Origin of the sequence: Lysinibacillus capsici, from assembly GCF_003367505.1 — a bacterium.
Classification (GTDB): Bacteria; Bacillota; Bacilli; order Bacillales_A; family Planococcaceae; genus Lysinibacillus; species Lysinibacillus capsici.
This window is the reverse complement of sequence record NZ_PXXX01000001.1, coordinates 129,451-143,667: the sequence shown is the minus strand read 5'-3', so window position 1 is coordinate 143,667 and position 14,217 is coordinate 129,451. Positions and strand designations below refer to the sequence as shown.

The 14,217-nt window shown below is 36.5% G+C and carries 12 protein-coding genes; 3 read left to right on the top strand and 9 right to left on the bottom strand.

All coding sequences use genetic code 11. From position 1 onward, the window contains the following. Positions 1 to 228 precede the first annotated feature (228 nt). Positions 229 to 1,128 (bottom strand): DMT family transporter, encoded by a 900-nt coding sequence (locus tag C7B89_RS00685; protein ID WP_054548469.1) that lies wholly within the window; start codon positions 1,126 to 1,128, stop codon positions 229 to 231. A 132-nt stretch (positions 1,129 to 1,260) separates the two neighbouring features. On the opposite strand from C7B89_RS00685, the gene C7B89_RS00680 reads away from it, so the two are divergent. After that, complete coding sequence (locus tag C7B89_RS00680) at positions 1,261 to 1,983, top strand: MgtC/SapB family protein (RefSeq protein ID WP_004233792.1); 723 nt, start codon at positions 1,261 to 1,263, stop codon at positions 1,981 to 1,983. Between the two features lie 14 nt (positions 1,984 to 1,997). After that, a complete protein-coding gene (locus tag C7B89_RS00675) occupies positions 1,998 to 2,981 on the top strand; it encodes a cation diffusion facilitator family transporter (protein WP_048395811.1) in 984 nt (327 codons plus the stop codon). Between the two features lie 53 nt (positions 2,982 to 3,034). On the opposite strand, the gene C7B89_RS00670 is transcribed toward C7B89_RS00675, so the two are convergent. The 5 genes from C7B89_RS00670 to pruA all read right to left on the bottom strand — a co-directional run bounded on the left by C7B89_RS00670 (position 3,035) and on the right by pruA (position 9,941). Then, a complete protein-coding gene (locus C7B89_RS00670) occupies positions 3,035 to 3,733 on the bottom strand; it encodes a hypothetical protein (protein WP_115672981.1) in 699 nt (232 codons plus the stop codon). Positions 3,734 to 4,093: 360 nt separating this feature from the next. After that, complete coding sequence (locus C7B89_RS00665) at positions 4,094 to 5,257, bottom strand: iron-containing alcohol dehydrogenase (protein ID WP_048395807.1); 1,164 nt, start codon at positions 5,255 to 5,257, stop codon at positions 4,094 to 4,096. Positions 5,258 to 5,624: 367 nt separating this feature from the next. Then, a complete protein-coding gene (locus C7B89_RS00660; protein WP_004233781.1) occupies positions 5,625 to 6,869 on the bottom strand; it encodes a Glu/Leu/Phe/Val family dehydrogenase in 1,245 nt (414 codons plus the stop codon). A gap of 83 nt (positions 6,870 to 6,952) precedes the next feature. Beyond that, positions 6,953 to 8,146, bottom strand: a complete 1,194-nt coding sequence (locus tag C7B89_RS00655; RefSeq protein WP_004233780.1) for an ornithine--oxo-acid transaminase — start codon at positions 8,144 to 8,146, stop codon at positions 6,953 to 6,955. 250 nt (positions 8,147 to 8,396) lie between these two features. After that, positions 8,397 to 9,941, bottom strand: a complete 1,545-nt coding sequence (pruA, locus tag C7B89_RS00650) for an L-glutamate gamma-semialdehyde dehydrogenase (protein WP_103118703.1) — start codon at positions 9,939 to 9,941, stop codon at positions 8,397 to 8,399. 145 nt (positions 9,942 to 10,086) lie between these two features. Between pruA and C7B89_RS00645 the strand changes: the two genes are divergently transcribed. Next, positions 10,087 to 11,394, top strand: a complete 1,308-nt coding sequence (locus tag C7B89_RS00645) for an AAA-type ATPase lid domain-containing protein (RefSeq protein ID WP_103118704.1) — start codon at positions 10,087 to 10,089, stop codon at positions 11,392 to 11,394. A 41-nt stretch (positions 11,395 to 11,435) separates the two neighbouring features. Here the strand turns inward: C7B89_RS00645 and yugI are convergent, their stop codons facing one another. The 3 genes from yugI to C7B89_RS00630 all read right to left on the bottom strand — a co-directional run bounded on the left by yugI (position 11,436) and on the right by C7B89_RS00630 (position 14,075). Next, entirely contained in the window at positions 11,436 to 11,813 is a 378-nt protein-coding gene (yugI, locus tag C7B89_RS00640; RefSeq protein ID WP_004228409.1) for a S1 domain-containing post-transcriptional regulator GSP13, read from the bottom strand. Positions 11,814 to 11,896: 83 nt separating this feature from the next. Then, positions 11,897 to 13,534, bottom strand: a complete 1,638-nt coding sequence (locus C7B89_RS00635) for a hypothetical protein (protein WP_115672980.1) — start codon at positions 13,532 to 13,534, stop codon at positions 11,897 to 11,899. Then, positions 13,527 to 14,075, bottom strand: a complete 549-nt coding sequence (locus C7B89_RS00630) for an RNA polymerase sigma factor (RefSeq protein ID WP_115672979.1) — start codon at positions 14,073 to 14,075, stop codon at positions 13,527 to 13,529. The genes C7B89_RS00635 and C7B89_RS00630 overlap by 8 nt, the downstream gene beginning before the upstream one ends. Positions 14,076 to 14,217: the final 142 nt, after the last annotated feature.

Genomic DNA, 14,217 nt, shown 5'->3' with positions numbered 1-14,217 from the left:
TGATGTCCAAAATTGTGTTTTATTCACTAGCAAAACTAGCTACTTAAAACTTTATTGATTACGTTTTGCTTGTTCAGTTTTCAAGGTTCATTTTATTTAAGTCGTTTTCAGCGACTTTATTATCTTATCTCATTCCCAACTAAAAGTCAACAACTTTTCAAAACTTTATTTTCAAGCGTTCCTTCTTGTTAAGGACAAGTAATAATATATAATATAGCATTTTAAAAATCAAGCATTTTTCTTAAAAAAATTAAAAATCTTTTTAATATCTATTACAAACAATAGAATTCCTGCTAATACAATCAATCCACCGATGATTTGTGTCATGATTAAATACTCTTTAAATATTACCAAAGCTAAAAGAGCAGCTCCTACAGGCTCAAATAATATAGCAATTGAAACAACATTCGTACTAACATATTTAATTGACCAATTAAACAAAGTATGACCAAGTAAATTTGGTATTAACGCTAATAAGATAAACCATAACCAATCCATCGAAGAATATGGACCAAAAGATTCCCCTTTAACCATTACATATATAAATAAAGTGATGGTACTTACAACATATACAACCATTGTATAGGTCACAAGCGATAATCTCTTACGTACATCCTGTCCTAATAGAAAATAAGCTGTCGCTAGTGCACAAGCAATGAGTGCCAGTACATCTCCATATAAGGCTGTTCCACTTACTTTAAAATCGCCCCAACTAATTAAAACACTTCCTATTATTGCAATTGATCCTGCTACGATTGTTTTCATCGTAATTTTCTCTTTAAAGAAAAAGTAAGTGCCCACAAACGCAAACAAAGGTTGTAGTGTTACTAAAACTGTTGAACTTGCTACTGAAGTATAGTTGAGTGATTCAAACCATAATATAAAATGAAAAGCTAAAAAAATCCCTGCAACTGAAGAAAATAGCCAATCACGTCTTTTTAAAGTCGTTAACTCCTTTGTATATCCCCTTAAAAACCATGGTGCCATGATTAAAACGGAAAATAGCATGCGATAAAATGCTATAATCCCCGCTTCCGCCGATGCTAATTTCACAAAAATAGCTGACATCGATACTGAAATTACACCAATCACAATCGGGATGTATGGATGGATTTTTGGCTGCTCCAAAAAACCTCACCTTCCTAAAAAAATACTTATATGTCCTTACTTCATGTTGTACAATACAAAAAAGTGATGCACATATAATAATGACAGTTTGCATATCTCTTAGCAATACGAAATATCAATGGAGGGTTGTGTATGGAAACATTATTCGAAAATATGATTACATATGAAGTTGGCATAAAATTAGTTATTGCAGCCACATTAAGTTTAGTAATCGGTATCGAAAGGGAATTAAAGAAAAAACCAGTTGGATTAAAAACAAGTTTAGTTATTGCTACTTTCAGCTGCTTATTAACGATTATCTCCATTGAAACTGCCTACTCAACCCCCGCTAGAGAAGATATTAATATTACGATGGACCCTCTTCGTTTAGCCGCACAAATTGTTAGTGGAATTGGCTTTCTTGGTGCAGGAGTCATTCTAAGACGCGGGAATGACAGCATTACTGGTTTAACAACCGCTGCTATGATTTGGGGAGCCGCTGGTATTGGTATTGCGGTTGGTGCAGGTTTTTACATGGATGCAACACTAGCTGTTGTGATCATTGTTTTTGGAATTGAAGTACTATCACCTTTTCTTATGAAAATCGGACCAAAGCGAATTCGTATGCGGGAAATTTTATTAAAAGTCCAAATTGATGATGACAACCATACAGAATCATTTCTATTATTTTTAAAGGACAACAACATTATCATTGAAAATATACGCATTAAAGATGTGCACTTAAAAAACGATAGTGTTTTACATGAGTTAGATTTACGTCTTTCCTTAATCGTCTCGGATAATTTGTTGTCATTTTATCGTTCATTACGAGCACTATCTTATATAGAAAAAATCGAAATGGAAATTTTAAACTAGTTGGAGGATTTTTTATGGCAGAACTATTAAAACTACTAAAAGACGGTAACAAACCCTCTCTAATGGCTGCATGTGTAAATGCATTTTTAGGAATTATTAAAGGAATCGCCTTTTTCTTTACAGGTAACGTTGCGATGTTTGCAGAAATGATGCACTCTCTAGGCGATGCAGCAAACCAATTATTTGTGTATATAGGGTCAGCACTCTCTAAAAAAGCACCTACAAAACAATTTCCCGGTGGCTTTGGTCGTATTGTCAATTTAGTATGCCTTTTCGCCGTAATAATTGTAGCTATCCTTTCTTATGAAACAATAAAAGAAGGTTGGCATCATTTTATTCATCCCACAGGAGAGTCTAGCGGGATATTGATTGCCCTAGGAGTATTATTCATCGGGATTGTTTTAGAAGGGACAGTGCTAGCTAAAGCGGCTGCAGAAGTGCTACATGAATCAGGTCAAGAAAAAGCAGGTATCGCATCTATTCCGAAAGCATTCACATACTTGAATAGAGCAAAACCGGCAACAAAATTAGTTTTTATGGAAGATTTAGTTGCTACTGGAGGCAACTTCTTAGCCTTTGCTGCTATTTTAATTGCTTATTTTACAGGTTGGGGTCGAATAGAAGGACTAGTTTCGATGATAATTGGGGTCATGATGTTTTATGTTGTAGGTAAAGTATTCCTTGATAACGCACGTGGTGTCATTGGTGAAACTGATGAAGAGATGTTAAACCATATCGCTCATCTCGTAATGGATGATCCAAATATCAAAGATATTGTGCGTCTTGAAGTGATTAAAGAAGGAGAGTTTTTACATGTAGAATTAGTGGCTGAAGCTGATCCGCTTTTATCGTTAGCCTTTTTAGATGATGTTCGGGATCATTTAACAGAGGTAATCCTAAGCCAAAAAGGAGTATCTAAAGTAGCTATATTATTCGACGAAGATGATGGGAAAACAAGCTGGATACATGTTGGTGAAAAACCAAACAACTCCATTTAATACTTTATAAAAACAAATAGCCAATTGCCGTATTTCAGGCAGTTGGCTATTTGTTAGACTAATTTTAAATTAGGAATATCTTCATAACCTACATAAACATGGTTTGTAATCATAAAAGTAAGTAATTTATTACAAGCAATCATTTGTCTTTTACCATTCTGCTGAATAACGATTTTTGAAAATAGTAAGGAGGCTTGACGATTAGCTAATGCATATTCTTCTGCATTGAGAATATTTCTGCCATCCACATGACAACCCAACACGAAATTTCCTAAAAAAGAATCCTTTAATACATTCGGATGCATGGATTGGTAATGTACTTCAGCAATTGAATCTTCTATATTCATAAATTGATGGGCTACCAAATAATGTTTTAAAGCACCTTTTAAATCAATTGCAATAGCTGTATCTGCTAAAATTGTTCGATAATAAACAGGAACAATCTCAGCACCCCCCAAATACGGCTTAACTTCTACAACAATTTCTCCAGAAGGACGAACAAATAATTGTACAATTGCTTTATTTACACCATCCGAAAAAATAACATTCGTTCGCCCAAAACGCACGCTTTTAAAAAATATACTTTGATCTACAATGTATCCAGTGATAATTTTATCATTTTCAATTTGCAATGATTTCGCTTCAATCCCCAATACCTCTACACAATTTTGCATTTTATAAACATGTTGCTGGAATGGCATTTCTATACAACCTAATGTAACAATACGGTCCTGTAGCAATTGTTTCAACATTTGATCCCTCTCCTCTTTGTTTAATATTGTAATTATTTTAGTAAAGGTGGCTGAACAACTTCTGAACATCGACACACGAATTGACTGATTACGACAAAAAACTATCCTTTTCTGTCATTCCATAAATCACCTTATAGTAAAATAATCTACAATATAGGTTGAATGACTCAGTTAAAAACATAACTTTCCTCACTTAAAATAAAGAAAAATACATTTATATCCCTTCTATTATGTATCTATTTTATTATATTGCAGGACTAAAGAAACTTCTACGACAAAATTCTACATTAATCGTTAATTTTTCTTAACCTTGCAATAAAAAAAGTATGAGGCTATAAGCATAGCCTCATACTTAAAGTATTAAAGAGAATTTCGTAAAATGGTTCTTACATCTTCCTCTTGCAATCGATTAAAGTTGCCAAAAGGGCCATTTTGCATAGCATGATCTACAATTTGCTGGAATTTCGAATCATCAATATCGTAATCTGCCAAACGACTAGGTGCCCCTAATGATGTCCAAAATGCAGATAAACGATCAATCCCCTCATAAGCAACCTCTTCTACTGTTTTACCTATTGCCTCGACTCCAAACACACGTGTTGCTATACCTGCAAAACGCTCAGGATTTACTGGTACATTTAAACGCATCCAATGCGGTTGAAGAATGGCTAAACCACCTGCATGTGGAATGTCATATACAGCAGATACAGCATGTTCAATATTATGAGATGCCCAATCCCCTCGTGAACCAATTGATAGGAATCCATTTAAACCAATTGTCCCTGCTAATAGAATGGTTTCGCGTAACTTCGTATTTTCTAGGTCCTCTAATAATTTTGGAGCTGTCGTAATAACTGTTCGCAATACCCCTTCACACATTTCATCTGTGATAGGAGTATTCGTTGTATTGTGGAAATATTGCTCAAATACATGCGACATCATATCCACTATTCCATACACAGTGTGATTTTTAGGTACAGTCACTGTATATGCTGGATTTAGTATTGAAAATTTCGGGAAGGCTGCTGGACTACCCCAACTTAGTTTTTCTTCTGTAGCAGCATTCGTTATCACAGATCCAGCATTCATTTCTGAGCCTGTAGCAGCAAGTGTTAATACCGTACCTAGTGGTATAGCTTGTTCTACAAACACTTTACGTTTCACGATATCCCAAGCATCGCCATCATACTTAGCGCCAGCAACAATTAATTTAGAACAATCGATTACTGAACCACCACCCACAGCAAGAACTAAGTCAATTCCTTCAGTTTTGCATATCTCAATACCTCGTCTAGCTGTTTCTACTCGTGGATTTGGCTCTACACCACCTAATTCAAATACGGTTTTATCCGCCTGTTGTAATTTTTCTATAACAGCATCGTATACACCATTCGATTTAATACTTCCGCCACCATATACAACTAATACCTTGTTTCCAAATTGCTCTAATTCTTTCGGCAATTTTTCAAGTGCATCCTCACCAAAATGTAGTTTCACTGGGTTAAAAAAAGTAAATGAATCCATCTAATTCGCCCCTTTCTAGTTGGATTTTCTCATAATTACGCTAGAGAAAGCAAAGATTAAACGCTGTCAACACTTTGCTATTTCGAAAGCGTTTTTTCAAACTGTTCAGATTTTGTTCAGACAATAGTTGTATAGTACTACTCATTACATAAAATAAAAGGAATTTTTGCACATGCTTATTATTGTAATTGTTGTCGTAACCATAATTTTGGGCTTTTTTCTGCTAAGATTTTTTAAAATCAAAAAAATAAGGAACGAAAAAAAGATGCTATTAGAGCAGCGCCTAGACCACCTTCTTCAATCAAATAAAAACGAAAAAAATGAGTCATCCCAATAATATAGGAATGACTCATTATCTTCTTTTTACTTAAACCCAACCACGGAAGCGAGAAGCTTCTGCAGTACGGCGAACACCTACCATGTAAGCTGCTAAGCGCATGTTGATGTTACGTGTTGTTGCTGTTGTATATACATTATCAAATGCTTCGACCATTTTTTTGTATAGACGTTCTTCCACTTCTTCTTCTGTCCAATAATAACCTTGGTTATTTTGCACCCATTCAAAGTAAGAAACTGTAACTCCACCTGCAGAGGCTAATACGTCTGGTACAAGTAAAATGCCACGCTCTGTTAAGATTTTAGTTGCTTCAGCTGTTGTTGGACCATTTGCCGCTTCTACTACGATATTTGCTTTCACATTATGTGCATTGTCAGCAGTAATTTGATTTTCAATAGCAGCTGGTACTAAAATATCACAATCAAGCTCTAACAATTCTTTGTTTGAAATTGTGTTTTCAAATAAAGTAGTTACTGTTCCGAAGCTATCGCGACGATCTAATAAATAGTCGATATCTAAACCTTCAGGATCATGAAGTGCACCATAAGCATCTGAAATACCGATTACTTTCGCACCTAAATCATGCATGAATTTTGCAAGGAAGCTTCCTGCGTTACCAAATCCTTGAATAACAACACGAGCACCTTTAATATCAATACCACGTTTTTTTGCTGCTTCTTCGATTACGATTGTAACACCCTGTGCAGTCGCACGGTCACGACCTTGAGAACCACCAAGTACTAGTGGCTTACCAGTGATGAAGCCTGGAGAGTTGAACTCATCCATTCGGCTATATTCATCCATCATCCATGCCATAATTTGTGCATTTGTAAATACGTCTGGCGCAGGAATATCTTTTGTTGGTCCTACGATTTGACTTACCGCACGAACATAGCCACGGCTTAAACGTTCGATTTCGCCCATTGACATTTGACGAGGATCACAAATGACACCGCCTTTACCACCGCCGTACGGTAGATCGACAATACCACATTTCAATGTCATCCACATTGAAAGCGCTTTAACTTCCTCCTCAGACACTTGTGGGTGGAAACGAACCCCACCTTTAGTTGGTCCTACAGCATCATTATGTTGTGCACGGTAACCAGTAAATACTTTTGTTGTACCATCATCCATTTTCACTGGGATACGTACTTGTAGCATGCGAAGCGGTTCTTTTAGTAATTCATACATTGCTTCATCATAGCCAAGTTTATTTAGAGCATCTTGAATGACATCTTGTGTTGATGTGAAAAGATTTAAGTTTTCAGACATTATTAAATCGCCTCTTTGTTTTTTTTAATGATAGTTATCGGCATCATTGTAACATACTTCCGAATTAAAATGTGAACATTTTGTTAAAGTTTAAATACTTTTTCAATTTGTTCAATTGACCAATCTAAATCCTCTTGAGAAATAACAAGTGGTGGAGCAAAACGAATTACTGTATCATGTGTTTCTTTACATAATAGACCTAATTCTTTAAGTTTTTCACAGTATGGACGAGCTGCTTCTGTTAGCTCCATACCGATAAATAAACCACGACCACGTACTTCCTTAATAACTGGGTTGTTAATTTCTTTTAATTTACCTTTGAAGTATTCGCCAAGTTCGTGTGAACGCTCAGCTAATTTTTCATCTAATAATACTTTAATTGATGCAATTGAAACTGCACAAGCTAAAGGATTACCGCCAAAAGTTGAACCATGTGAACCCGGGTTGAATACACCTAAAATACTACGGTTTGCAGCCACACAAGAAATTGGGAATACGCCGCCACCTAGAGCTTTACCCAAGATATACATATCTGGTTCTACTTCTTCCCAATCACAAGCAAACATTTTACCTGTACGTGCTAAACCAGCTTGAATTTCGTCAGCAATGAAAAGTACATTGTTTTCACGGCAAAGTTCACGAGCTGCTTTTAAGAAGCCTTCTGTTGGAATGACGATACCCGCTTCACCTTGAATTGGCTCAATTAAAAATGCAGCAGTGTTTGGTGTAATAGCCGCTTTTAAAGCTTCAAGATTACCATAATCTACTAATTTAACATTTGGAAGCATTGGACCAAAACCACGACGGTATTCTTCATCAGAAGATAAAGATACAGCTAGCATTGTACGACCATGGAAGTTACCATTACATGCAATAACTTCAGCTTTACCTTCTTCTACGCCTTTTACATCATATGCCCAACGACGAGCTGCTTTAAACGCAGTTTCTACTGCTTCAGCACCAGTATTCATTGGTAATACCATTTCTTTATTTGTTAGTTTCCCTACTAGCTCATACCATTCACCAAGGTTTTCACTGTAAAAAGCACGTGAAGTTAACGTTACTTTATCAGCTTGCTCTTTTAAAGCAGCGATAATTTTTGGGTGACGGTGTCCTTGGTTTACTGCTGAATAAGCAGATAACATATCTAAATATTTGTTACCTTCTGGATCTTTAACCCAAGCACCCTCAGCCTCTGAAATAACGATTGGCAGTGGATGATAGTTTGCTGCACCAAAATTTTGTGTTTGTTCAATAACTTGTTGAGTTTTTGTCATATCCTATTCTCTCCTTACTAATCATGTTGAAAAACTTTATAAAAGAAAGGGACTATGTATCACTATAAGTAGAATGATTAAGAATATAGCAACAATTCAAACGGTAAATTTGCTAACTTCTCCAAGGTAAACTACGTCATGAAAGTCTACGGTTTTAGCCAGGGTAGCGTTACCTGGAGAAGTATCACAAATTCATTCAAAATGCCTCAATTTCTACCTACTTTGAACAGCCCTCACGTCAATGTGAAAATTAAAGCATTTCTGAAGTTGTTTTTGCTTGCATATGCAGCTGTAGGTAGTCTGGGCCACCTGCTTTTGAATCTGTACCTGACATGTTGAAGCCACCAAATGGTTGGTAACCTACGATTGCACCTGTACAGCCACGGTTGAAGTAAAGGTTTCCTACATGGAATTCTTCACGTGCTTTTTCTAGGTTCATACGGTTTGTTGTGATAACAGCGCCTGTTAAACCGTATTCTGTATCGTTTGCAATTTCAATCGCATGGTCGAAATCTTTTGCTTTTGCAATGGCTACCACTGGTCCGAAGATTTCTTCCTTCATAATACGAGCAGAAGGATCTACGTCCGCGAATACAGTTGGTTGTACGAAGTAGCCGACTGAATCGTCTGCTGTACCACCAGCTACTAAACGACCTTCGCCTTTACCGATTTCGATGTACTCTGTAATTTTATTGAATGCTGCTTGGTCAATAACTGTTGCCATGAAGTTGCTATAATCAGTTGGGTCACCCACTGTTAAAGCGTTTGTTAACTCTTCTACGCGATTTACCACTTGCTCATACACATCTTCTACGATGACAGCACGAGAACATGCTGAACATTTTTGACCTGAGAAACCAAATGCTGATTTCACGATGGATTGTGCAGCTAATTCTAAATCTGCTTCTTTATCCACTACGATTGTATCTTTACCGCCCATTTCAGCGATGACACGTTTAATCCAAATTTGGCCTTCGTTTAATACTGATGCACGTTGGTTGATACGTAAGCCAACATCACGTGAACCTGTGAAGCTGATGAAGCGTGTTTTTGGATGATCGACTAAGTAGTCACCTACTTCAGCGCCAGAACCTGGTACGAAGTTCACCGCACCTGCTGGAAGACCAGCTTCTTCTAATACTTCGATAAATTTATACGCTATAACTGGCGTTGTTGAAGCTGGTTTTAATAACACTGTATTCCCTGTTACTAAAGCAGCTACTGTTGTACCAGCCATGATTGCAAATGGGAAGTTCCAAGGAGAAATGACAATACCGATTCCTAATGGAATGTAGTCATAACGATTGTATTCACCTGGACGGCTTTCGACTGGCTGACCGTTTTTAATGCGTAGCATTTGGCGACCATAGTATTCCATGAAGTCGATTGCTTCCGCTGTATCTGCATCAGCCTCTGCCCATGGTTTCCCCGCTTCTTTTGTTAATAATGCAGAGAATTCATGTTTGCGACGACGGATAATCGCTGCCGCTTTGAAAAGAACGTCCGCACGAATGGCTGGATCAACTTTTTTCCATGTTTTGAATGTTTCATCTGCCGCTTGCATCGCTTTTTCAGCTAAATCTTTACTTGCTTTCGAAACGCGACCAATGACTTCTGTTTTCTTTGCAGGATTGTACGAAACGATTTTATCTTCTGTTGTAATGCGCTCGCCACCAATAATTAGTGGGTAGTCTTGACCTAAGTAACCTTCAACTTTATTTAAAGCCTCTACATAAGCATTGTAGTTTGCCTCTTGTGAAAAATCTGTGAATGGTTCGTGTTTGTATGGAATCATACTTAATCCTCCCTTGTGAGATGTGTTTGGGTATGCAAAAAACATTGACGCAAAATATCTTTGCGTATAAAATATTCTTACACTTATTATAATGCAAAATTTCGTTGCATATTTCAAGTAAAAAATTTTTGAGGTGCACATTTTTATGAAAAATTCTGAACCTTTACTACCTTTTTATGAGTTTATTGCAACAAATGTATCCGTTGGTATTCATGCAGTAGACCTATCTGGCAAAACGATTATTTACAATACGAAAATGAAAGAAATTGAAGGATTTCATTTTGATGAACTTGCGGATCGTTCCATTATTGAAATGTTTTCCTTCCGTCAACATGAAAGTACGTTAATGCGTGTTTTACAAACGGGAAAAAAAGAAATTAACGTTAAACAATCCTACTGGAATAAAAATGGTCATGAAATTACAACAATCAATGATACTTTTCCACTTTTTGTTGAAGGCAAACTGATTGGCGCAATCGAATTTGCACGTGATATTACCTCTCTGGAAAAGCTTGTTTATCAACCCCTTCGTCGTTACGATGAACCATTAACATTTGATATGATTAAAGCTGATTCTGAATCCATGAAGCAGGTTATCGACAACGCTAAAAAAGCAGCTGCTGTAAAATTACCAGTATTATTAATTGGCGAATCTGGCACAGGGAAAGATTTAGTAGCAGAGGGCATTCACCACGCCGCTTCACCTGATCCTGATGCCTTTGTGACACTCGTTAGTCGCCGTTCAGCTCAATCGGTGCTTGATAAATTACAGCAATTATTAGAAGAAGATAAAGATTACACCTTCTTCTTCGAACGTATAGATTTTTTAAGCTTAGACATTCAAGAGCAACTTTTGGATATACTACATTCACTTCCACAGTCCAAATATATGCTAATTGGCAGTGTGGGCAGTGATCCCATTACATTGATTGCCGAAAAGAAGCTGTCAAAATCTCTATATTATTTCTTTGCTACAATGGCCATTACCATTCCTAATTTAACGGATCGAAAAGAAGACATTCTTCCATTTGTAGAAGATTATTTTAGTCGACATCGAGAACGATTTGCTTCACAAGTCACTGAACTTGCACCAGATGTACAGGAATTATTTTTACAATATGATTGGCCAGGAAATCTAAAAGAGCTTGAGCTACTACTGGATGAAATTGTTTCATTTATGACAACGGAATCCACTGTTACTTCAGATTTATTACCTTTACATTTCCGCTTCAAAGTGCAGCAGCAAGATACAAATAATCGTGAACCAGAATTTTTTATGTTCCATCAAAATCACAATGTCATGCCACTCGATGCCTATTTGCGTGAAGCCGAATCATATTATGTGCAAAATGTCTTAAATTTATATGAGGGCAATATTACAAAGGCAGCGAATGCACTTGGTATGAGCAGACAAAACCTGCAATATCGAATCCGCAAAATAAAAAAGCAATAGAAAAAACGAGGATACTTTCATTCGAAAGCATCCTCGTTTCTTTATTGACCAGATTGTTCAATCCAGTCCTGCAATTTATCTTTTAAGGAATTAAAACCATTTGCATCCGATTCATCTACACGGTCCTGCAATGATTTACGTGGTGGTGCATCTTTTTTTCTTACTGTTGCTGGGCGATCCTGTAGCGCTCTCATCGATAAACTAATTTTTTCGGCCTCTTCATCGATTTCAAGAATCTTGACTTCAACTTCTTGCCCAACAGCTAAAAATTCACTAACGTCCTTCACAAAGCCGTATGTTATTTCCGAAATATGCACAAGGCCTTGCGTATTGTCATCTAGTGCAACAAATGCACCGTATGGTTGAATACCTGTAACTTTTCCGGTCAACACGTCTCCTAATTCATATTTTTTTACCATAACCTTTGCCCACTTTCTTTTGTTTGCTACGTATATATCGCTTAAATTATAACATACGTGTAAAAACGGGGCAAAAAATCTCCTTACTCGGAAATGGCTGTAATGATGTAACGTTTTTCACCTTTTCCTGTAGTCACTGTACCTAACTGGAAGGTTAAATGCTGACCAATCATCTGAACTGATTCTGGCTTAACACCTGCTTTAATGGTTGTTTGAGAGGCATCTATGGCATAAAGAACTGTAAAATGTTCCATACCATCAAATTGAACCACTTTATTTAAATCTACATCTTGAGACAATAACCGTTTAGCTGTTTCTTGATCTCCTTTTCCTTGTGCATATAAGAATAGACTTACAACGTTCATTGGATTTAATGAATCTAGGATCATATCATCTTTGCTTGACGTATACGCATTGTATAAACCTTCCGTTTGGATAATCCACCGGTAATCAATTCGTAAGCTAGTCGAACCATCTTCTGATTCCATATAGACATCGTTACGTAAATATGAAAGCGCCATACCAATATCCTGTGTTGTCAGTTTTTCTCTTATTTTGAATGTTCCTTTTCCCTTAAATTCTTCGAGGATAAATTGTGCAGTCAAGCGCATCGAGTCTCCATACTTCCCATTTGCTGTATCATTTAATAGCTTTATATGTTCGGGGGAGTATCTATTTTTGTCATCTGTACCTTTTAAAAGTACGAGCCACGTATTTTCAAACTCTTTCTTTAAATTGTGTAATTGGAAATCAAGTCCTGATAATGATAAGTCTTTTACTAATGTTCTTTCATATAACTTTAAAATACGAGCAGATTCTTCTACAGAAAATCGTAAGTCCTCACCATTGAATAAAGAGCCCATAGCCAAATATTTAAACAAGCCCAAGATATCAGGATGAAGACGGTCAATAGAGACTGGTGCATCTTTCATAAATAGAGGATTTGTTTTAAAACTATAGGTATTCCCATCATGTGACAACTCGAAATATTGTTTTTCGGTCGTTGCAATCAATTCATTTAGTTCTTTAGGATAATCTTTCTTTGCTTGTGAAAGTACCGTATTAAACTGAGAAAGTTCCTTTGTATAATATTTCAAAACATCTTTCGTTGCGTAGTAATATTTGCTAAAGAAATATCTAGATTCGGTAAATGACATCGGTTTTTCATACGTTTCAATTTGCTCTATTAGTTCTCGAGGTGTTTGCAAACAGTCTAATATTTCTTGCTCTAATTGTGTTAAATATTTTGGATCATCAGCCATTCTATTTAAAACTATTTTTTTATTTTTAGCTTTATCATTGTATATATTATCAGCAGATTCAACAAATGTTAGTTTCTTAAAATTTTCCTCAGGTATATTGAGCTCAAGGCGTGTTTTCTCACGTTTTTCAAGATACTTCTTTTGAAATCTAGAAAACCAATCTTCATAGTTGCTTTCTATTTTTTCTTCATCTGAATGAACGAGTGCTGAAGGATGGAACATATAAGACGAAATTAGAATACCTACCAAAAGCACACTGGCAATACTTGCGATCCATACAGCCGATTTTTGCCATCTTGCAGAAGGCTTTCGAACTGGATTCATATTTTCTAGAGACTCCCTTACATTATCCTCAGCTTCAATTTGATGAAGAACACGTTGTGGATCAAGCTTCGGTTCCATTCGTTCATAGGATTTTTTCAGTAGTGCCATACGTTGGTCAAATTGCTTATCATCCATTTTCAACACTCCCATCTTGCATTAATGCTGCCTTTAGCTTTTCCTTCGCTCGTAATAATCGCACTTTCACCGTCGATAACGAAATATTTAAGACCTCAGCGATTTCTTCGTATTTTAATTCGTGGAAGTAATACAACACGATAGGATAACGGTATTTTTCGTCAAGGACCTGAATAGCACGATGTAGATGCCTGTCCTCTTCAAACAAAAGAACATCCTCTTCAGCAGATGAATGAGTCTTTTGCTGTTGGGCTTGTAGCTTGTCCTCTTTAACCTGCTGCCGTTGTTCCTTACGATAATAATCACGCGTAGCATTTAATGTGATTTTATAGAGCCACGTGGTAAATCGATCCTGTTTAAATTGGTGTAAAAAGCGATACAGTTTAACAAATACCTCCTGTGAAACATCAGCTAAATCATTTGTATGTACGCCACATTGAAAGGCAAACTTTTCAACGGTTTGCTGATGTATACGGATAAGCTCAATATAGGCATCTTTATCTCCTTGCTGAGCCCTTGCTATTAGTTCAACCTCCGTCATAGCTACCCCCCCTTTTAATAATGAAACGAAGCATTCTACCTAATTGTTACATAATTTAAATGTCCTTCCTCATATGTCATCTCTCTATATTTTTACTCCATCAAATGTCTTTCTTGCTATCATCAATTTTCTGATATTTGCT